The following is a 20,144-nucleotide window of genomic DNA, read 5'->3' on the forward strand; positions in this document are numbered from 1 at the left end:
TAGCTATCCACAACCCAAAATCAATACTGATTATGGTCATTAATAATTCCAGTTCTTTTCGTCGCTATACGCCCCCTACCTGTACTCTTGAAATTTATAATCCTCAACCTTTTTGGGGAAAATGGCGTTATCAATCTTTTCCTCAATACTTTAGTTTTCAACTACACTTCGACGATCCTAGAATACCAAAAGATAATAGAAGTAGTATAATAGGCGATCGCACTTTACTGGAAAAATTAAGACAATTAGTAGATGAATATATAAACTTATACTTGGATGATAGACAAATAGTTAGAGATAATCAAACTTGTGATATACCTCAAGATGAACACACAGAGTTTATTTGTTTAAGTAGAGAATCAGATTATAGCCATAAACTTTATTATCACGGTATAGAACCACAGAGAGAAACAGTAGAAGTTATCCTGACAAATACCCAATTATTTGACCTGATTAACGCCCTAGAAGCCTATTACTATGACGTAACCAAGAGCAATCAAGAATTAGGAGAAGCGATTTCGAGTAACTTAGGATTAAGTATTTTTATTACAGCCCTTGTATGTATCATTGGCGGTTGGTTTTGGTGGCGTTATGAACAAAATTTAGCACTACAACAAAATCCGATAGATAATCCATCTCAATCATCAGAAGCAGAAGAATTTGATGATGACATAGAAAAAGTTATTCCTCCTTCTCCTCTCGATCCACAAAGCCTTCCATCAATAGTAACCCCAGAAGTACCAGAAGAACTAAGAAACAGAGAATCTCTCCCACCTCCAGAATCAACCATAACTCGCCCCCCCGACAATAGCCCTACGGCAGAAATTCCCCAAAATTTTCCTGAAAATAATAGTCAGGCAACTCTGACTATGGAAACGCCTCCCCCTCCTTCAGTTAATGATTTGCCCCCATCAACCGTAAATAATAATTCTCAGGGAATGAATAGTCAACCTTCTTTGTCTCAGACGATTTCATTACAACCATCCTCTTCCAACTCGAATACGATTCCTTCATCTCCTCCCAAACTTAACAAATTACCTGTTTTATCATCTTCTAATTCCTCTGTACCAAACCTTAATTCCTTTACCTCTGAAGACGTTTCTCCTTCCCAATTTGCATTAAACAATATAAATAAAACAAATGATATAACACCTCCTATCGTGATCAAAAATCCGACTCTACCAGAAAATATCAATAATTTAGACACATCTAAGTTAGTGGCGAAAAAACTTCCTCCCACCAGTGCAGAAGTCGAAGTTAAACAATACTTTATTTCCCAATGGCAACCCCCTGAAAATTTACAGCAGAGTATTGAATATAGGTTACAAATCAATTCAGAAGGACAATTAACAAAAGTGACCCCCATAGGACAAGTTGCAATTATTTATTTAGACCGTACTAATATGCCTTTATTAGGAAAAAAAATAGCGTCTTCATTAGAAGAAGATTCTCAAGCAACAATTCGCTTAATTCTTAGTCCAAATGGTAACGTACAAACTTTTAAAGAGTAAAGTGAATATGTTACGGTTTGTTGAAAACGTTTTTAGATGAACGTGAATTCGGATTTCAACCTAAGTTCGAGCTAAAATTGTAGGTTAAGTTAGCTAACAGGCAACAGTGCTTTTAATTGATATAAAATGAGTCTAAATTGATTTTAAATAAATTTTTCCTAAATTTAACGATTTTCTCTCATCTTTATGAAACATATTTTTATTACTGGTGTAAGTAGTGGATTAGGTGGTTACTTAACCAAGAAATTGGTTGAAGTAGGAGATTTTCAAATTACAGGGATTTCTCGCAACAAGCCAGTTTATTTAACTTCTGAATATCCGATTCAATGGCAAAAGTTTGATTTAAATCAAACAGAAAAAATTAATTCAACTATTTCCAAGATTTTAAATAACCAAATTATGGATGCCCTAATTCTCAATGTTGGCATATGGGAAAAAACAGCTTTCAGTTCAGATTATAGTTTTGAAGAAATAGAATATGGGGAGATTTATCAATTAATACAAGTAAACATAACTGCCAATATAGAATTAATTCGCTCTATTTTAAAACAAGGTTTCCTGAAAAAAGGGGGTAAAATAATCTTTATAGGATCAACTTGGGGTCTTGAAAATCATGGGGGAAAAGAAGTTGTTTTTTCAGCCACAAAATTTGCCTTAAGAGGTATGGTTCATTCCTTGAGAGAAATTCTAAAACATCAAATGATAAGTCCTAGTGTTCTTAATTTAGGTTATCTATCGGAGAGTGAATACCCCCAACCACAAGAAACTCAAATTCCTTTAATTGACGTATGGGAAGCAATTAAATTTTTATTATCCACTTCCCCCTATTCGTGTGTAAAAGAGATTGATATGCCCGGAATGTTTGATTCTAATTGTTGAGTTTTTTATTATAGGATAAAAAAATGGCAATCAATAAGGAGAAAGGATCGCTATGGGCTATTTTATGGATCGTAGAGCGTATGCAGAAACTTATGGTATTACTAAAGGCGATCGCATCCGTTTAGCAGATACAGAATTAATCATTGAGGTAGAAAGAGATTACACCACTTATGGAGACGAGGTCAAATTTGGTGGGGGTAAAGTAATCCGTGATGGCATGGGGCAATCAGGTGTTTCAAGGGCAGAAGGGGCAGTAGATACTGTGATTACCAATGCTTTGATTGTGGATTGGTGGGGTATTGTAAAAGCAGATGTGGCCATCAAAGACGGAAAAATAGAAAAAATTGGCAAAGCGGGAAACCCAGAGACACAGCCCAACGTAGATATTGTTATTGGGGCTGTCACAGAAGTCATTGCTGGGGAGGGTATGATTCTCACCGCAGGAGGTATTGATACTCATATTCATTTTATTTGTCCTCAACAAATTGAAACTGCGATCGCATCTGGTATTACTACAATGATTGGCGGTGGTACAGGACCTGCTACAGGCACAAAAGCCACCACTTGCACCCCCGGAGAATGGCATTTATCAAGGATGTTAGAAGCGGCTGACGCTTTTCCCATGAATTTAGGTTTTTTAGGTAAAGGTAACAGCAGTCAAACAGAAGGATTAATCGAGCAAGTGAAAGCAGGGGCGATGGGTTTGAAACTTCATGAAGACTGGGGTACAACTCCTTGGAGTATCGATACTTGTTTAACCGTTGCTGACAAGTATGATATTCAGGTTGCGATTCATACCGATACTTTGAATGAAGCAGGATTTGTAGAAGACACAATTAACGCCTTTAAAAATAGAGTTATTCATACCTATCATACCGAAGGAGCAGGGGGAGGTCACGCCCCTGATATTATCAAAGTCTGTGGGGAAATGAATGTTTTACCTTCATCCACTAATCCCACTCGCCCTTATACTGTCAATACCATGGAAGAACATTTAGATATGTTAATGGTATGCCATCACCTTGACAAAAAAATTCCCGAAGATGTGGCTTTTGCCGAATCCCGTATCCGCCGAGAAACCATCGCCGCCGAGGATATTTTGCACGATTTAGGTGCTTTTAGTATGATTGCTTCCGATTCTCAAGCTATGGGGAGAGTCGGAGAAACAATAATGCGTACATGGCAAACTGCCCATAAAATGAAAGTCCAAAGAGGTGTTTTAACCCCCCCTAACCCCCCCTTAGAAGGGGGGGGAAAATGGACAACTGAAAATGATAATTTTCGAGTCAAGCGTTACGTAGCGAAATACACCATTAATCCTGCTATTACCCATGGTATCGCTGATTATGTGGGTTCGATCGAAGTTGGTAAATTAGCCGATTTAGTCTTATGGAAACCCGCCTTTTTCGGTGTCAAACCTCAATTAGTTCTCAAAGGCGGTATGATTGCTTATAGTCAAATGGGAGACAGCAACGCTAGTATTCCCACTCCTCAACCTGTTCATTCTCAACCCATGTTTGCTAGTTATGGAGGTGCGATCGCATCTACTTCTTTAACCTTTATTTCTCAGGCGGCATTAGACTTAGATATAAAAGGAAAACTAGGGCTAAGAAAACCCACCATTGCTGTCAAAAATACCCGTAACCTCACCAAAAAAGATCTCAAACTTAATGACTATACCCCTAAAATGGAAGTAGATCCTGAAACCTATGAAGTAAGAGCAGACGGTGAATTACTAACCTGCGAACCAGCAGAAGTTTTACCAATGGCACAACGCTATTTTTTGTTCTAACCATAATCGCAAGGGGCAAACCCCTCTGTGTCTCCCCTTAAAAGGGGAGAAGGGTAATAGGCAATGGGAATAAAAAATTAGCAATTAGCAACTCCGAACTTCGAACTCTATCTGCTTATCCTACATAATTTATTAGTAAAAATCATGATCACTATAACAGAAAATACTAATAATAATCCCGAAAATTTAGATAATAATAAAGTAGTTGAAATTAAAAACTTAGACTTTTATTTTGGTCATGGTAGTATCAGAAAGCAAATATTATTTAATATTAATTTAACTCTAAAAAAAGGAGAAGTTGTTATCTTAAAAGGTCCTTCAGGCTCAGGAAAAACAACTCTTTTAACCCTCATGGGGGCTTTACGCAGTGCTAGTTATGGCTCTTTGAAAGTATTTAATCAAGAATTGATAAATGCTCCTGAAAAACTGCTTATTAATATTAGAAAAAATATTGGTTATATCTTCCAAGCTCATAATTTATTAAACTCTCTCACCGCCCGACAAAATGTACAAATGTCTTTAGAGTTGCATTCTCAATTTAGCCATGAAGAAGTAAAACAAAAATCAATCGAAATGTTGAATGCTGTTGGTTTAGGAGATCGTATTAACTACTATCCTGAAAATCTTTCTGGTGGTCAAAAACAAAGAGTTGCGATCGCACGTGCTTTAGTCTCTCATCCAAAAATGGTACTAGCAGATGAACCCACTGCCGCTTTAGACAGTAAATCAGGGCGAGATGTGGTGGATATTATGCAAAAGTTGGCTAGACAGCAAGGCTGTACTATTCTCATCGTTAGCCATGATGATCGCATTTTGGATGTAGCAGATCGTATTATTGAGTTAGAAGATGGAAAACTATTGACAGAATCCCAAGTGTAACGACTAGGACTATATTTTTGAAAAATAAAAACCTTCTCCGAAAAAGGGGACCCCCCCAGGAGGGGGGGGAATTAGGAATTAGGAATATATATTATTATTAAACAAAAATTTATTGTTGTCAATAATTACAGAGGATTTTACCTTTTATTTCCTTTTCCAACCAGTAAGTATTGTAAGAAAGAGATTTTAGTTGATTCGGAGTTATTTGCCATGGCTGTTGGGGGGCAAAAACGATAAACTCTGCCCTTTGTCCAATTTGTATTTTTAATGGTTCTTGGTATAGACATTTCAAGGCATTAACACTTAAGGCTTTCCATAATTGTGAAGCGGATAATTCACCAGTAATCACAAGATTTTGCCATAGTAAAGGTAAAGCTAATTCTAAGCCAATTGAGCCTGATGGAGCATCTGCAAAGGCAACGGTTTTTTCTTCGTAAGTATAAGGAGTATGATTAATAGAAATAGCATCAATCACACCTGTTTTTATCCCTTCCAATAAGCCCAAACGATCAATTTCAGTACCCAAGGGGGGATCAAAACGTAAATGAGGATTATAACTAGCAATGGTTTCAATATTGAGGATAAGATGATGCCAATTAACACTCCCAGTAACAGGTAATTGTTCTTCTTTTGCCCTTTTAATTAAATCCACGCCCCTAGCTGTCGAAATATTCATTAAGTGAATGGGGGTTTTTGTTAATGCCACTATTTCCAACAAAGAAGCAATAGCAACCGTTTCCGCTATCTCTGGATTTCCGATTAAACCAAGACGAATGGAAGTGCGACACTCTCTAACTACCCCTTTTCCTTTTAGTTGTAGATTTGTAGGACAAAGGGCAATAGGTAAATGAAAAGGTTGAGCATATTCTAATAACTTACGTACTAACTGTAAATTGCTATGGGGACGATTATCTGTAAAACCAACTACTCCTGACTCTGCTAAATCTGCTAACTCGGCAATGGTATTGCCCTCTAAATTTTTGGTTAAACTACCCCAACAATCAAAGTTTGTTTCTAGGGATTTAGTTTTATTTTGAATCCATGTCACCGTATTGGGATTATCTACAACTGGCAAAGTATTGGGTAAAATCGCCACCCTTGACACTCCCCCTGCTTTTGCAGAAGCATTAAGGGTTTGTAGAGTTTCTCTTTCTTCGTATCCCGGTTCACCACTATGACAAAATAAATCTACTAGGGCAGGGGCTAATATTAAGCCATTACCATCAATTATTTTCGCTGAATCGTCTGTTAATTCAATCTTTGGGCTGATTTCTTGAATCTTATTATCATCAATTAAGATGTCAGTTACTTGGTCAAATCCAGATACAGGATCTAAAGTTCTAATTTGTTGAAAAAGCAGTGTTTGATTCACCTTGGTTCCTATTTACAACTCAATAACGGTGAAAAAGTATCTACCTTTAATCGGTTAAACTTTTCCATGCCTGAGTTACTATTTTACTCAACCATCGTCTTTGTACTTGATCTAATATTTGATCTTCTGCCAATACTTCTTTGATTAGGTCTTCTAAAGATTTTCCTTCATAGTGGGTTTTTTCCACTAAAGATGCGATCGCCTCTGCGACTATTTCTGCGGACACTTTTTCGCTACAAGGATAATCGAGCTGATTGGAGTCACAAGTTAAACAAGAAATCATATTTTTTACCCCCCTCGACTTTTATTAACAATTGTAAACACTTTTTCATTTTTTAGGATGTTCAGAAGTTTAACCCATTCAAAAACAAAAAGGGTGATAAATACTGTTTTTCTTAACATTTCACTTTACATAGTATGCAAATCTCGATTTCACAAATTGATAAAACCTCATAAAAATTCTCAGGTAAATTTTTGTAAAAAGTTATCTATTTTGTAAAATTTTATACAGAAATATGCTTAAATAGAGTTAAGAAAGTAAAGGAGAGAAGAAAATGAGTGCAGAAAGTCAAGCCCGTAGTTTAATGATGCGTCATCATAAATTTATCAAAAATCGTCAACAGTCAATGTTAGGACGCACCGCTTCAGAAATTGGGATGGATATAAACGGTTCAGAATACTGGAATCCTGTTCAGGGAAAACCTAATTCTAGTTTCCGTGTTAGTTATGATCGCTCCCATGCTTCTTTAAGTTAGATAATAGGTTTTAGGTTTGATAAAAATAATTAAAGTAAAAGTTATTGTGATTTGACAGCATGGCGATAATAAATAAACTTAGGGAAGATGTCTTCGTCTAACTGATCGGTTTTTTATTTTTTAATACTATAATTCCGACACCTGACACCCGACACCTTCCTAAAATAATTAATATTTCATTGTGCGTAACATAAATTATCTATACCTAATATATGCGATCGCCTGAATCCAAACAAGGATTTTTTCTTGGCTGGTAGTTACTAAAGAAAGACAATTTTGATCTTGCCATTTTACCACCCCTTCCAGAGTCTTATTGGTCATTAAGCCAATCTCGATAGGGGTTTTGTTTTTGATGAAAGATTGAATTTGACGAACGCTAGGAAATCCTGTATCAAATGCGGTCATAATTAATTATTGTTAACTAAAAATTGGGAATATTTAGACTATGACACTGAAGTTTAGCAAATATCACGGACTCGGCAATGATTTTATTTTGATAGATAATCGTCACCAGTCTCAACCCCTCGTTTCTCAGGAAGATGCTGTAAAAATGTGCGATCGCCATTTTGGCATTGGAGCGGATGGAGTGATTTTTGTTTTAGCAGGAGAGGGAGATACTGACTATACTATGAGAATTTTTAACTCTGATGGCTCAGAACCAGAAATGTGTGGTAACGGCATTCGTTGCTTTGCTCAGTTTATCACTGAATTGGAAGGAAAAGAAGAAATCGGCAAAACCTATCGTATTCATACCCTAGCAGGTTTAATCTGCCCCACTATTATGGGTAATGGACAAGTTAAGGTGGATATGGGAGAACCCCAATTAGAAGCGGAGAAAATTCCTACTACCCTTGGCAAAACTGGGGAAAAAGTAGTCAATGAATCATTAATAGTAGGCGATCGCACTTATCATGTTAGTTGTGTGAGTATGGGTAATCCTCATTGTTTAGTTTTTGTTGAAGATATTGAGCAAATCAATCTCAATGAAATTGGATCAAAATTTGAAAATCATCCCGTGTTTCCTCAAAAAACCAATACAGAATTCATCCAAATCATTAGTCATAATTATCTAAAAATGAAAGTTTGGGAAAGAGGTGCGGGAATTACCCTTGCTTGTGGTACGGGTGCTTGTGCTACCGTGGTGGCGGGTGTCTTAAATGAAAGATGCGATCGCATCTCTACCGTAGAATTACCCGGAGGATGTCTTGAAATAGAATGGTCAGAAAAAGATAACCATGTCTATATGACTGGCCCCGCAACCAAAGTATTTTCAGGACAAATTGCTTAAGCTAATAATTAGACATCTTCAGAAAATATTAATATAGGCTCGTAGTTAGGGCTTGGTTCCCTTATTTTGAGGATTGTTGGAGATGTCTATTAAGTAACCTCAGTTCGGTTTAAGAATATTGGATAAGGGTAGGTGTCAGGTTTCAGGTTGCAGGAACAGCAGGTGTTGAGAGAAAGTAATGAGTAACAAATAATGAGTGTTCGGGGTTTTTAATTCCTAATTCTTAATTTTTCCTTTGCCCTCCCCCCTCAAGAGGGCTGATAAAGGGGGGTTTGCCCTTTGCCCTTTTTACTTTGCCATCAAAGAAAATTGAAGATAATATAAACAAAACAGCGTGAAATAGAGGAAATAATTACTAAACTCAATTCAATTCTATGTCATTATTTTTGATTTAACTAACACAATTTTAATAATTTTTTAATAATTTGCCGAAAATATCATGAAAAAAAGACAAAGAAGAAAATTAAATGAAATTAGTAATCATCTTTACAACTAATTGGGATCAAGGAATGTTAGTTTAGATAGTGTCAAGATAAAAGAAAATAAAAAAATTAATGGTTATTATGGCTCAAATACTGGACGCAATTCCCAACAATGAAAATGATAGTATTCTCTGTTGTTACGTCAATGCGACTAGCCAAATTCAAGTAGCAAGAATTACAAATATCGAAAATTGGTATTTTGAGAGAGTAGTATTCCCCGGACAAAGATTAATGTTTGAAACATTACCAGAAGCTCTCTTAGAAATTCATTCAGGAATGATGGCTAGTGCAATTTTGTCGGATACAATTCCTTGCAAACGTTTATGTATTAGTGAAGAAAAAATTGAGGAAAAAAAAGAAGATGAAGATAGTAGTTTGTACAATAAAAGAAAGGAAGATGAATCAGAAAAATTAGAAGTCGTTTTAACTTGAAATAATTTAATTACAACTCATTATTAACAATAATTTAATTATATAAAAAACCCTAAATATACTAGACAATAACCGAATTTAGGAAATAATCTCTAACCGAATAAAAAATAAAAATGATGCTTTATCTACTAAACTTGATTTAACTTTTTATTTTCGGAAAAGTCTATTAATGAAAAACAGAATTTGGGATCATTTAACAGTGAAATAGAGGGGCATAATGAAATATTTATTGCCTCTTTCTTAGCTTGATAATCAAATCTATTCAATCAATAATTGTGACGTAGCTTTTTTTCATCAATCTGTAAAATGCCCTTGCTAAATATATTGATAGTATTACCAAGTTTTTGGCTGAAAATCATCACCATTGACAATAACTACATTTTCTCCAGACTGAGTTAAAACAAATAAACCTTGACGATAAGCATATTTATCCGCTCCTTCCTCGATTTCAATTCCTGCCACTGCACCATATACTCTTTTTTGACTATATTCAGGGAAAAACTCCCTAAATTCTTGTAAATCTTCCATCAATTCTTTAACATTCTCAACCCCTAAGCTACTTTTAACCTCTACGACTAAAACATGATCTTGATTAGTCACTAAAATATCTATTTCTAAAACCCTACCATCGAGCTTCTTTTTCACCCGTTGACTAACTTGATGGACAGGAATACCACGACTGATAAACAATGTTTCACAGGCAGGAGCAACCATATTTTCCACAAAACGCCCCCATTTTCCCCCTAAATTACCGATTTCTTTGCTTAATCTCGTAATTTGGCGATCGGTTTCTAAGGATTTTTCTTTGAGAATACGCTCTATTTCTTGTAAACGATGATCACTTTCTTTTTGTGACTCTGCTAATTCGGCTAAAATTTTCCAGACATCATCGGCAGTGGTTGTCATGATTATTTGTTTTCTGGTTAATTGCTTACATAAGATAATTGTATATTAACTTTCTTTTTCTAAGCCAAACCAATAGCCCTTACCGTAAATAGTATGAATTAAGGGAGGCTCTTGATTAGACTCAATTTTTTTTCGTAAAAGTCTCACCATTGCCGCTACGACATTACTACTAGGAGCTTCTTCTGTTGTCCAAAGATAGTTATAGATTTCTTCTTGAGTAACTAACTGATGAAGGTTTTGGCTGAAAAATTGTAGTAATTTAACCTCTTTTTCTGACAACTTAATCATTTTGCCGTTACGATAGGCAATTTGACTTTCAACCTCTATTTCTAAATCGGCTACTTTGATTCTTGTTTCGAGCTTATTTTGTTCTTCTTGACTATCAGTAATTGTGCTAACTCTCCTCAATAAAGCCCTCACCCTAGCCAACAATTCCCTTAATTCAAAGGGTTTCACTAAATAATCATCTGCTCCTGCATCTAATCCCAAAACCCGATCATCTAAAGTATCTTTTGCGGTTAAAAATAATACAGGAGTTTTAATAAAAAAAGGTTGATGACGTATTTGCTGACAAATTTCTAAACCGCTTTTATGAGGTAACATCCAATCGAGAATCAGTAAATCATAGTTTTGTTTTAGGGCTAAATTTAAACCTTGTTCCCCATCATGGGATATTTCTACGTGATAACCTTCTTGTTGTAAAATCCCTTGTAAAGTTGTAGCTAACTCGATTTCATCTTCTACTAACAAAATCCTCATTGACATGACTGCTTTTAACTGATATTTAATAATTAATTGTCAAACTACTAACCACTTATGTTAACCATTGCATTGCCGAAAGGGGCTCTTTTAAAAGATAGTATTAAACTTTGTCAACAAGCGGGATTAGATTTTAGCTTATTTTTGGAAGAAAGTAACCGTCAATTACAAATAGAAGATCCTCAAGGTTTAGCAAAGGCTTTATTGGTAAGGGCTCAAGATGTACCTGTTTATGTGGAATATGGTCAAGCTCACTTAGGTATTGTTGGTTATGATGTCTTAAAGGAAAAACAAGCTGATGTTGCACAGATTGCTGATTTAGGGTTTGGTTATTGTCGTATGTCTGTGGCTGTTCCTTCTGCTAGTTCTTATCGTAGTTCCAGTGATTTACCTGCTCATGGGATTGTTGCTTCTAAGTTTGTTAATTGTGCTAAGGAGCATTTTCGGGCTTTAGATTTACCTGTGGAAATTGTTCCCCTTTATGGTTCAGTAGAATTAGGTCCGATTACAGGTATGTCAGAAGCGATCGTGGATTTAGTTTCTACGGGCAAAACCTTGAGGGAAAATGGTTTAATTGAAATAGATATTTTATTTGAAAGCAGTGCTTATTTAGTGGCAAATCCTCTTACCTATCGTCTCAATAGTTATCAACTTAGTGAATGGGTGAAGAAAATCATTAGAAATTAAGAATTGGTAGAATAGAGAAATGCTTTTGCCTTTCACTCACTACTCATTGCTGAAAATATGTTTTCAAAAACTAAAGAAAATGACTGGGGATTAATCTTAAAAATTGTCCCCTATGCAAAACGAAATTCATCTATTTTATTATTATCTTTAATCTTATTAATTCCCCTTGCCGCTTCTGGTGCAATTCAGCCTTTGATTGTGGGACAAGCTATTTCTTTATTAAGAAAAGAGCCTACATGGTCTTTTTTAGACTCTAATTCAATATCTAGTGGTTTAAATTTATTAGCAATTATTTTACTTTCTACAATTATTATTCGCACTCTTTTTCAAGCGTGGCAGGGTTTTTTAGTTCAAAAAGTTGGGCAGGAAATTACTGCTTTTATTCGTCAAGATTTATTTGATCATGTTACTTCTTTATCCTCTAATTTTTTCCATAAAACCCCTGTGGGTAAATTAGTTACTCGTATCACTAACGATGTGGAGGCTTTAGGAGACGTATTCGCCACAGGTGCGATCGGAATTTTAAGCGATGTGGTCTATATTTTGGCAATTATCGTCACTATCTTTACTTTACAGTGGCAATTAGCCTCCTTATTAGTTTTCCTCTTGATTCCTGTCACTGGCTTAATTATTTACTTTCAAAAACAGTATCGCAAAGCTAACTACACTGCAAGGGAGGAATTATCTGTTCTCAACTCCATGTTGCAGGAAAATGTTATGGGGATTAATGTAGTTCAACTATTTCAAAGAGAAAAGTATAATAGTGAACTGTTTCGCACTGTAAATGAACGTTATCGTATTGCTATTGATAAAACCATTTTTCATGATTCCGCAGTATCAGCAACCCTAGAGTGGATTTCTTTAGTTGCGATCGCAGCCGTTTTATGGATCGGGGGAATTTTTATTCTTCAGGATAGCTTAACTTTTGGGATTTTGTCGGCTTTTATTCTCTACGCTCAACGATTATTTGATCCCCTACGCCAGTTTGCGGATAAATTTACAATGTTTCAGTCAGGATTCACTGCTATTGAGAGAATTAGCGAATTGATGAATATTCCTGTGGAAATTCAAGATCGCCATGATAATATTAGCTTTGATGAAAATGCAGATCAAGGAAAAGTCGGGGAAATTAGATTTGAAAACGTGAGTTTTGCTTACAAACCCGATGAATATATTTTGAAAAACCTCAACTTTACCATTAACCCGGGCGAAAAAATTGCCATTGTGGGGCCAACTGGAGCAGGAAAGAGTTCCATAATTCGCCTTCTATGCCGTTTATACGAGCCAAATCAAGGGCGAATTTTAGTAGATGGGATAGACATTCGTGACATAACCCAAGCGGAGTTACGCCGTCATATCGGGGTGATTTTACAAGAAAGTTTTATCTTTGCAGGGGATGTGAGAAGAAATATCACTCTTGGAGAAGAATATTCTCTCACAGAAATTGAAGAAGCGGCAAAAGTAACCAACGTAGATCGCTTCATTCGCCAATTACCTGATGGTTATGATACCATTTTGAGAGAAAGAGGAGCGAACCTTTCTGGAGGACAAAAACAACTTCTTGCCTTTGCTAGGGTTGCCATTCGTAACCCCAACATTCTTGTTTTAGATGAAGCCACCTCCAGCCTTGACGTTGCGACAGAAGCAGACACTCAAGAGGCGTTGGAAAAACTATTAGTGGGTAAAACGGCTATTATCATTGCTCACCGTTTATCAACTATCCGTAACGTAGATAAAATCCTCGTGCTGAAACAGGGAGAATTAATTGAGTCTGGTAGCCATGATCAACTTTTAGCGCAAAATGGCATTTATGCAGGACTTTATAAACTACAAATGTTGGGCAGTTGATAGATAATAGGTGTCAGGTTTTAGAAGAAAGTAATGAGTAACGAGTAATTATCAACCATTCACTATTCACTATTCACTATTCACTATTTACTATTCACTATTCACCTTTGCTTTTTTGGAATCCATTTATTGCAGTTTTTCCAGATTTTCTAATAGTTTCTTTGTCCGATTTGTAATTTCTTGCCAGTTATCCTCCATTATTAAATCAGTGGGAAATAAATCACTGGCTAGTCCGATTGCGATCGCACCTGCTTTGATATAATCAACAGCATTACTGATATTTACCCCCCCTGTGGGAATAAGAGGAATATGGGGTAAAGGGGCAAGAATATTTTTCAGATAAGTAACACCCCCCACCGACTGAATGGGGAAAACTTTAACGGTTTTTGCTCCATAATTAAAAGCTGTGATAATTTCTGTGGGAGACAAAGCACCCGGTATCATCGGGATATTATGATAATGAGCTAAAGCTAATAAATCTGGATCAAAATGAGGAGTAAAACAAAACTGTATTCCAGATGCGATCGCATTTGTCAAAAAATCATGACTTAAAATTGTACCAGCACCGATATAACAAGAAGGTAACTCATCTCTTAAAGTGGAAATTAACTCCAATGGTTGATAACTATTTCCCGTCACCTCAATTAACTTAACTCCTGCTTTTGCCATAGCATGAGCCTGTTTTTTGCCTAACTCCAAATTGTTACACCTAATCACCGCAATCAAACGATTTTTTTGTAAAACAGACAGCCAACGATCTAACATAGGTAATAAAGAGAAAATAAAATTGATAATTATTCGTTCATAACTAATAATGAATAATTGATTAGTAGTTATTGGTTTAGGGACAACAAAAGTGAGAATACTGGTATTATCATGGGAGTTTCCACCGAGAATTGTGGGGGGCATTGCTCGTCATGTTGCTGAATTATACCCTGAAATCGTTAAGTTAGGTCATGAAGTTCATTTAATTACGGTTAGATCAGGAGATTCTCCCATTTTAGAACAAGTCGAGGGCATAAATGTACATCGTTTAGAGGTTATTCCAGAGGATGATTTTTTTCGTTGGATTACCTACATGAATAATGTCATGCGTAGCTACGCTGAAGATTTAATTTCCCAGATGGGGGGTTTTGATTTAATTCATGCCCATGATTGGCTTGTAGCAGATAGTGCCATTCCCCTGAAACATCGCTTTAAAATTCCCTTGATTACTACTATTCATGCTACAGAATACGGTCGTCATAATGGTATTCACAATGAAACTCAAGCCTATATTGCCAGTAAAGAAGGTACATTAATTTACGAATCATGGCGCGTCATCGTCTGTAGTGATTATATGCGTTTTGAGGTTCATCGAGCGCTTGGATGTCCCAAAGATAAAATAGATATTATTTATAATGGCATTCGCCCTGAAAAAAAAGCTAGATTACCCCTATTTGATTCTCAAAAATTTAGGCGTAAGTTTGCTCAAGATGATGAAAAAATCATTTACTATGTGGGCAGAATGACTTATGAAAAAGGAATCCATGTCTTATTAAAGGCGGCGGGAAAAGTATTACAAGATTTAAACGGTAAAGTAAAGTTAGTTATTATCGGTGGGGGTAATACTGATTTTTATCAAGATTTAGCCCATAGTTTAGGTATCTGGCAACATTGCAATTTTACGGGTTTTATGTCAGAAGAAGACTTAAATAAATTTACAACCATTGCTGATTGTGCCGTTTTTCCCAGTTTATATGAACCTTTTGGTATCGTTGTCTTAGAAAGTTTTGCTTCTTGTGTGCCTGTAGTTGTCTCAGATGCAGGAGGACTTCCAGAAGTAGTAAGACACACTAATACGGGAATTGTCACTCAAGTGAATAACCCTCACTCTCTGGCGTGGGGAATATTGGAAATATTAAAAAATCCTGACTATGCCCAATCTATGGTAAAAAATGCTTATCAAGATTTATTTACCCGTTTTCAATGGTCAAAATTAGCTCAACAAACTATTAATACTTATCATATTGTTGCCAAAGAAAGACAATTGACTATTTGGGAATAAGTGGAATCATCACCATTTAAGCTAGGGATGCACTAAGGTGTCGGGTTTCAGGTTTCAGGTTTTAGAAGAAAGTAATGAGTAACGAGTAACGAGTAACGAGTAATTATCAACTATTCACTATTCACTATTCACTATTCACTATTCATTAAATTGTCCTTTTCGCCATCACTCTTAGATGAAAATTTATCCCGAAATCAGGTTAAATGCCTCTTAGCTTGGTTAGAATATCCAAAAGAATCTTTTTGTCGAGGAGAAATGCTATTTCATGAATTTTTCATGGCGTCAACGGTTGAATATTTCCCGCTTTGCAATTCATCATCCCCGTTTGACTATTAGTTTTTGGTTAGGAATTGCCATTGCTGGTATATTAGCTTTTTCTTCTCTTAAATATGCTCTTTTTCCCGATGTTACTTTTCCCGTGGTTATTATTCGGGCTAGTAGTGATATAGTTAATCCTATCGAAAATAGCGATCGCATCACCACTATTTTAGAAAAACCATTATTATCCCTTGAGGGAGTAGAATCCGTTACTTCTACAACATATCCCCGTGAAATAATCATTAATACTCTTTTCTTTGCGGGAAAAACTTTAGAGAAAACCACAAACATTGTCAAAGAAACCATAGCCGAGGTTGATTTACCTGCTAACACTAAATTAGAAATCATCCCCTACAATCTCAATGAATCCACTGCCATTAGCTATGCTTTAACCAGTGAAAATCAAAATTTAGAAGAAATTGCCACCATTGCCATAGAAGAAATTATCCCCAACTTAGAAAAAATAGATGGTATTCTCAATGTTAATCTTTTGGGTTTAAGTGAAGATAGCCAAGAAATTAAACAAGATATTAACCCTAGTATTGTTAATTTTAATGGAGAGTCCGCATTAGCGTTACAAATAATTAAAAAAGGTACTGGTAATACCTTAGAAGTAGTAAAGAAAGTTAAAACAGTAATTAATCAGTTACAAAATCAGTTTGCAGATATTCAGTTTAATATTGCCCAAACGGAAGCAAATTATATTCAAGAGGCGACTCAAGCAACTATCGATAGTCTAATTCTCGCCATTATTTTAGCAATCTTGGTGATTTTCCCCTTTCTAAATAGTTTTAAAGCCACTTTTATTACAGCTTTAGCCATACCTCTTTCATTATTAGGTACTTTTATTGTCATGGCAACGGCTTCTTTTAATTTAGAAACAATTACCTTATTGGCTTTAGCTTTAGTCATCGGCATAGTGGTAGATGATGCCATTGTCGAGGTAGAAAATATTAGCCGTCATATTTCTGAGGGAGAAACCCCTAAACAAGCGGCCTTAAAAGGTAGTGATGAAATCGGTTTAACTGTGTCTGCCTCTACTCTTACTATTGTGGCTGTGTTTTTACCTGTTGCTTTCACTACTGGTAATGTCAAACAATTTTTTCTCCCCTTTGCTTTAACTGTCTCTACTGCCGTCATGGTTTCCCTGTTGGTGGCTCGAACTCTTACGCCCGTACTTTGTATGTATTGGTTAAAATCTGTTCCCAAACAGGGGTTAGATAACTTAGATATATTCAATGGGGGGATAAAAGATAGCAGTGAAGTTAAGGAAGAGAAAAACCCCTCTCTACATAGGGAGGAGGGAAAGAGGAAAAATAAATTTCTGAAAAGCTATCAAAAAATATTACATTGGTCATTACTACATCGAAAAGTAGTAATTATTTTTGCTTTACTTAGTTTTATTATTGGTATTGCTTTAATACCTCTCATTCCCCAAGGTTTTATTCCTCAATTAGACAGGGGAGAATTTAATGTTATTTACACCACTGAGTTGCCAAAACTTTCTCTAAATCTTGAGAATAATTCAGAAGCAAACACCATAGAAAATCAATCTAATTCTCCTTTTAATTGGATAGGTGATATTGCACAGAATCCCGATGGTTTTATTTTAAGACGAACTCGTCGGGCAGGGGATAAAATTCAAGAAGCTATCTTGGCTAATCCAGATGTGGAAACTGTATTTAATATGGTGGGATTGCGATCGCAGCCGAATAGAGGTAGAATTTATGTTAAATTAAAATCTGGTAGACAAACTGACACCATTACGATTCAAAATCAAATTAGAGATAGTCTTCCCTCTCTCAAAGGAGTCAATATAAGCGTTGAAGATATAAAATTCATCGACACAGGAGACGCTAAACCTTTCTCTTTTTCTCTAATTAGTGAAAATGTCACTTCTCTTTATTCTGGTGCAGAAAAAATAAAGCCTGTTTTAGAACAAATATCTGGTTTACAAGACTTAAGTATATCTCCCACAGACATTAGCATTTCTGCCGAGCAAAATCCCCAAATAATTGAACATCAGCAAGGCAAACCATCTGTAACTTTTACCGCCAATTTAGGAGAAGGAGAAGCATTGGGAGATTTAACAAAAAAAATAGTAAACACCATTCAACCTTTTTTACCTGCTGATATTACCTTATCCATTGGCGGTGACTCTGCCAGAATGTGGGAAGTATTAAGGCAATTTAGTTTTGTATTAGGTTTTTCTATTTTATTAATGTTAGGAGTTTTATGGCTACTTTTTGGTAGTCTAAGAGAGCCTTTAGTAGTAGGATTATCTCTACCTTTATCTATTGTAGGGGCAATGTTGGCTCTTTTAATCACTCAAAGTGACTTTGGGATGATTTCTCTAATTGGTTTTATCTTTTTATTAGGATTATTAGACAAAAATACTTTACTGTTAGTTGATTATATTAATCAATTGCGTCAACAAGGTATGAATCGACAAGAAGCAATTATCAAAGGTTGTACAATCAGGTTACGTCCGATTCTAATGACAACCCTTTCCACGATACTAGGAATGCTACCCATTGCCATCGGCTTGGGGGCAGGTGCGGAATTAAGACAACCAATGGCAGTAGCAATTATTGGCGGTTTAATCACGTCTTCTCTTCTCAGTTTGATATTTGTACCAGTTTTTTATAGCATTATGGAAGATATTTGGTTTAAAGCTAAAACCGATACTTAATAAGTAACCCCACGATAAGTTCTAGGTTTTCTTTTCGGTGTGGCAGAAGGTTTATTCTGGGGGGTGTTAACAACTTCTGTTGGGGGCTGATTAACAACCACGCCACGATACTTTACTAAATCTTCAGAAGTATCTAGGGAAATTGATGCTGTTTGATTTTTTCTAGCTTTTAAATGATCGAAACCATCGCCTTTAGAAGAATATTGAAAGATATTATATTCTGTTTTTGAGTAATTTTCTTGGGAAGAAGATTTAGATTTACCTACTCGGTTATTATCCTTAGATTTATTGTTATCGAGTGCCGAAATTTGAGAAGACTGAATATTAATATTTGCTTCTACAGGGGAGACACTATTCAGATTTTTGACTTCTACATTGGCGACTTTTTCCTCTTCCCATACGGTGTAAGAATAACTGGTTTCGATAACAAAACTTTCTTTTCCTAAACCTTCTATTTCTGCACAAAGATTTAAGGCTTTATCCCTAAACTTTTTTGGTAAATCAGATTTACGCCTAAAGTTTTTGGTAAGGTAAGTCATGGTTAGGGATTTTTGAACATCAGCAAGAGAGATTCCTTGTTGGGTCAACTCATGGGCTGTCAGTATTTTCATGGTCAAATATATTTTTAAATAAAGGACTTGTTGATGAAGATAGTTTTACTTAACCATTAATATTAGAGTAATTAAATAGGGGAAATAGTAATCTAAAATACACTTTAACTAATTTATTTAGAACAATTACCTTTTCTAAAATTTAGTATCTAATTTGACTTATTTTATGAATATAGTGTAGTTAAAATAACAAAAAAATATAGATTCAGATCAATAATTACCGTTTTATATTTTGTGCAGTATTGTAGAGGATAATTATAAAAAAAGGGACTGGACTCTTGAGTTAGAATATATCAGAGGACAATAAGTATAAAACCCTTACTTTTGTCTTTCGCCTACCTTCACCTAAACATTTTTAGTACTCCTCACTTATCTATGGTATTTGATAACTAAAATACTTATCCGACGAAGAGTTTGTATCAGGTAAAAGTAAACGCCATGTTTTTCCTGCATTCTGCCTTTGCAAATTTAAGGTGAAACTATTTTTAATTTTTTTTCCTTTATTTTTGTTGTTTTTTGTGACTACTAAATAATCTCCTGTTAAGTGGTACGTAGGTAAGTTAAATTTGTTGCTAGGTTCAATTTTTCTAATATTGATTTTTTCTATTTCTATAGTAGGCTTTTGAGTACCTAGGTGTGTGCTTAAAACCCCATATTTTTTGTTTATTTGTAGTGCGATCGCTTTTTCAATTGTAGTGGCATCAGGAGCAAATTCTAAGGGCGGGGGATTAACCGAGCAACCAGTCATGATAAAATAAAGGGCGAAGCAAATAAGTATTCTGGCTATTTTCAACATTTTTTTATTCAACCTCTATCCATTACAAAAAAGAAAATAGAAATAAGAAGAATTTAATTAATAAAATATAAGGTTTATTCTTTACAAAAT

At 35.5% G+C, this 20,144-nt stretch carries 19 protein-coding genes; 11 read left to right on the forward strand and 8 right to left on the reverse strand.

Annotated elements, in window-relative coordinates; translation table 11 throughout:
* Positions 1-32: 32 nt before the first annotated feature.
* The 4 genes from CYAN10605_RS02785 (at position 33) to CYAN10605_RS02800 (ending at position 5,061) form a co-directional block, all read left to right on the forward strand.
* Positions 33-1,511, forward strand: a complete 1,479-nt coding sequence (locus CYAN10605_RS02785; protein ID WP_015218421.1) for a DUF4335 domain-containing protein — start codon at positions 33-35, stop codon at positions 1,509-1,511.
* Between the two features lie 186 nt (positions 1,512-1,697).
* Positions 1,698-2,390 (forward strand): SDR family NAD(P)-dependent oxidoreductase, encoded by a 693-nt coding sequence (locus tag CYAN10605_RS02790; protein ID WP_015218422.1) that lies wholly within the window; start codon positions 1,698-1,700, stop codon positions 2,388-2,390.
* A gap of 52 nt (positions 2,391-2,442) precedes the next feature.
* Complete coding sequence (gene ureC, locus CYAN10605_RS02795) at positions 2,443-4,182, forward strand: urease subunit alpha (protein WP_015218423.1); 1,740 nt, start codon at positions 2,443-2,445, stop codon at positions 4,180-4,182.
* 144 nt (positions 4,183-4,326) lie between these two features.
* Positions 4,327-5,061 carry a DevA family ABC transporter ATP-binding protein gene (locus tag CYAN10605_RS02800; RefSeq protein ID WP_015218424.1) on the forward strand — a complete coding sequence of 245 codons (735 nt, stop codon included), beginning with the start codon at positions 4,327-4,329 and terminating at the stop codon, positions 5,059-5,061.
* Positions 5,062-5,179: 118 nt separating this feature from the next.
* Here CYAN10605_RS02800 and CYAN10605_RS02805 read toward each other — a convergent pair whose 3' ends face one another.
* Positions 5,180-6,433 carry a dihydroorotase gene (locus CYAN10605_RS02805; RefSeq protein WP_015218425.1) on the reverse strand — a complete coding sequence of 418 codons (1,254 nt, stop codon included), beginning with the start codon at positions 6,431-6,433 and terminating at the stop codon, positions 5,180-5,182.
* Between the two features lie 46 nt (positions 6,434-6,479).
* Positions 6,480-6,716 carry a hypothetical protein gene (locus CYAN10605_RS02810; protein WP_015218426.1) on the reverse strand — a complete coding sequence of 79 codons (237 nt, stop codon included), beginning with the start codon at positions 6,714-6,716 and terminating at the stop codon, positions 6,480-6,482.
* Positions 6,717-6,987: 271 nt separating this feature from the next.
* Between CYAN10605_RS02810 and gifA the strand changes: the two genes are divergently transcribed.
* Entirely contained in the window at positions 6,988-7,188 is a 201-nt protein-coding gene (gene gifA, locus CYAN10605_RS02815; RefSeq protein ID WP_015218427.1) for a glutamine synthetase inactivation factor IF7A, read from the forward strand.
* A 195-nt stretch (positions 7,189-7,383) separates the two neighbouring features.
* Here gifA and CYAN10605_RS02820 read toward each other — a convergent pair whose 3' ends face one another.
* Entirely contained in the window at positions 7,384-7,593 is a 210-nt protein-coding gene (locus tag CYAN10605_RS02820; protein ID WP_015218428.1) for an Hfq-related RNA-binding protein, read from the reverse strand.
* A gap of 40 nt (positions 7,594-7,633) precedes the next feature.
* Between CYAN10605_RS02820 and dapF the strand changes: the two genes are divergently transcribed.
* Positions 7,634-8,476 carry a diaminopimelate epimerase gene (dapF, locus tag CYAN10605_RS02825; protein ID WP_015218429.1) on the forward strand — a complete coding sequence of 281 codons (843 nt, stop codon included), beginning with the start codon at positions 7,634-7,636 and terminating at the stop codon, positions 8,474-8,476.
* A gap of 563 nt (positions 8,477-9,039) precedes the next feature.
* A complete protein-coding gene (locus tag CYAN10605_RS02830) occupies positions 9,040-9,390 on the forward strand; it encodes a DUF1830 domain-containing protein (protein WP_015218430.1) in 351 nt (116 codons plus the stop codon).
* 333 nt (positions 9,391-9,723) lie between these two features.
* Here the strand turns inward: CYAN10605_RS02830 and CYAN10605_RS02835 are convergent, their stop codons facing one another.
* The gene (locus CYAN10605_RS02835; RefSeq protein WP_015218431.1) at positions 9,724-10,296 is read right to left on the reverse strand and encodes a DUF8196 domain-containing protein; all 573 of its coding nucleotides are present in this window, start codon (positions 10,294-10,296) and stop codon (positions 9,724-9,726) included.
* A gap of 45 nt (positions 10,297-10,341) precedes the next feature.
* On the reverse strand, positions 10,342-11,055 hold the full coding sequence (locus CYAN10605_RS02840) for a response regulator transcription factor (RefSeq protein ID WP_041922411.1): 714 nt from the start codon (positions 11,053-11,055) through the stop codon (positions 10,342-10,344).
* 57 nt (positions 11,056-11,112) lie between these two features.
* Between CYAN10605_RS02840 and hisG the strand changes: the two genes are divergently transcribed.
* Both hisG and CYAN10605_RS02850 read left to right on the forward strand, forming a co-directional pair.
* Positions 11,113-11,742 (forward strand): ATP phosphoribosyltransferase, encoded by a 630-nt coding sequence (gene hisG / locus CYAN10605_RS02845; protein ID WP_015218433.1) that lies wholly within the window; start codon positions 11,113-11,115, stop codon positions 11,740-11,742.
* 57 nt (positions 11,743-11,799) lie between these two features.
* On the forward strand, positions 11,800-13,590 hold the full coding sequence (locus tag CYAN10605_RS02850) for an ABC transporter ATP-binding protein (RefSeq protein ID WP_015218434.1): 1,791 nt from the start codon (positions 11,800-11,802) through the stop codon (positions 13,588-13,590).
* Positions 13,591-13,716: 126 nt separating this feature from the next.
* On the opposite strand, the gene CYAN10605_RS02855 is transcribed toward CYAN10605_RS02850, so the two are convergent.
* On the reverse strand, positions 13,717-14,355 hold the full coding sequence (locus CYAN10605_RS02855; RefSeq protein ID WP_015218435.1) for a bifunctional 4-hydroxy-2-oxoglutarate aldolase/2-dehydro-3-deoxy-phosphogluconate aldolase: 639 nt from the start codon (positions 14,353-14,355) through the stop codon (positions 13,717-13,719).
* Positions 14,356-14,446: 91 nt separating this feature from the next.
* Between CYAN10605_RS02855 and CYAN10605_RS02860 the strand changes: the two genes are divergently transcribed.
* Entirely contained in the window at positions 14,447-15,637 is a 1,191-nt protein-coding gene (locus CYAN10605_RS02860; RefSeq protein ID WP_015218436.1) for a glycosyltransferase family 4 protein, read from the forward strand.
* Between the two features lie 265 nt (positions 15,638-15,902).
* Positions 15,903-18,647, forward strand: a complete 2,745-nt coding sequence (locus CYAN10605_RS02865) for an efflux RND transporter permease subunit (RefSeq protein ID WP_015218437.1) — start codon at positions 15,903-15,905, stop codon at positions 18,645-18,647.
* Here the strand turns inward: CYAN10605_RS02865 and CYAN10605_RS02870 are convergent.
* A complete protein-coding gene (locus CYAN10605_RS02870) occupies positions 18,644-19,258 on the reverse strand; it encodes a hypothetical protein (RefSeq protein ID WP_015218438.1) in 615 nt (204 codons plus the stop codon). The two genes, CYAN10605_RS02865 and CYAN10605_RS02870, sit on opposite strands and share 4 nt — an antisense overlap.
* Before the next feature lie 373 nt (positions 19,259-19,631).
* Complete coding sequence (locus CYAN10605_RS02875; RefSeq protein WP_015218439.1) at positions 19,632-20,054, reverse strand: hypothetical protein; 423 nt, start codon at positions 20,052-20,054, stop codon at positions 19,632-19,634.
* Positions 20,055-20,144: the final 90 nt, after the last annotated feature.

It is taken from the genome of Cyanobacterium aponinum PCC 10605, assembly GCF_000317675.1.
Classification (GTDB): domain Bacteria; phylum Cyanobacteriota; class Cyanobacteriia; order Cyanobacteriales; family Cyanobacteriaceae; genus PCC-10605.

Coding starts and splice junctions, on each gene's coding strand:
- CYAN10605_RS02785 (WP_015218421.1), top strand. CDS start 33: ATGGTCATTAATAATTCCAGTTCTTTTCGTCGCTATACGCCCCCTACC.
- CYAN10605_RS02790 (WP_015218422.1), top strand. CDS start 1,698: ATGAAACATATTTTTATTACTGGTGTAAGTAGTGGATTAGGTGGTTAC.
- ureC (WP_015218423.1), top strand. CDS start 2,443: ATGGGCTATTTTATGGATCGTAGAGCGTATGCAGAAACTTATGGTATT.
- CYAN10605_RS02800 (WP_015218424.1), top strand. CDS start 4,327: ATGATCACTATAACAGAAAATACTAATAATAATCCCGAAAATTTAGAT.
- CYAN10605_RS02810 (WP_015218426.1), bottom strand. CDS start 6,716: ATGATTTCTTGTTTAACTTGTGACTCCAATCAGCTCGATTATCCTTGT.
- gifA (WP_015218427.1), top strand. CDS start 6,988: ATGAGTGCAGAAAGTCAAGCCCGTAGTTTAATGATGCGTCATCATAAA.
- CYAN10605_RS02820 (WP_015218428.1), bottom strand. CDS start 7,593: ATGACCGCATTTGATACAGGATTTCCTAGCGTTCGTCAAATTCAATCT.
- dapF (WP_015218429.1), top strand. CDS start 7,634: ATGACACTGAAGTTTAGCAAATATCACGGACTCGGCAATGATTTTATT.
- CYAN10605_RS02830 (WP_015218430.1), top strand. CDS start 9,040: ATGGCTCAAATACTGGACGCAATTCCCAACAATGAAAATGATAGTATT.
- CYAN10605_RS02835 (WP_015218431.1), bottom strand. CDS start 10,296: ATGACAACCACTGCCGATGATGTCTGGAAAATTTTAGCCGAATTAGCA.
- CYAN10605_RS02840 (WP_041922411.1), bottom strand. CDS start 11,055: ATGAGGATTTTGTTAGTAGAAGATGAAATCGAGTTAGCTACAACTTTA.
- hisG (WP_015218433.1), top strand. CDS start 11,113: ATGTTAACCATTGCATTGCCGAAAGGGGCTCTTTTAAAAGATAGTATT.
- CYAN10605_RS02850 (WP_015218434.1), top strand. CDS start 11,800: ATGTTTTCAAAAACTAAAGAAAATGACTGGGGATTAATCTTAAAAATT.
- CYAN10605_RS02855 (WP_015218435.1), bottom strand. CDS start 14,355: ATGTTAGATCGTTGGCTGTCTGTTTTACAAAAAAATCGTTTGATTGCG.
- CYAN10605_RS02865 (WP_015218437.1), top strand. CDS start 15,903: ATGAATTTTTCATGGCGTCAACGGTTGAATATTTCCCGCTTTGCAATT.
- CYAN10605_RS02870 (WP_015218438.1), bottom strand. CDS start 19,258: ATGAAAATACTGACAGCCCATGAGTTGACCCAACAAGGAATCTCTCTT.
- CYAN10605_RS02875 (WP_015218439.1), bottom strand. CDS start 20,054: ATGTTGAAAATAGCCAGAATACTTATTTGCTTCGCCCTTTATTTTATC.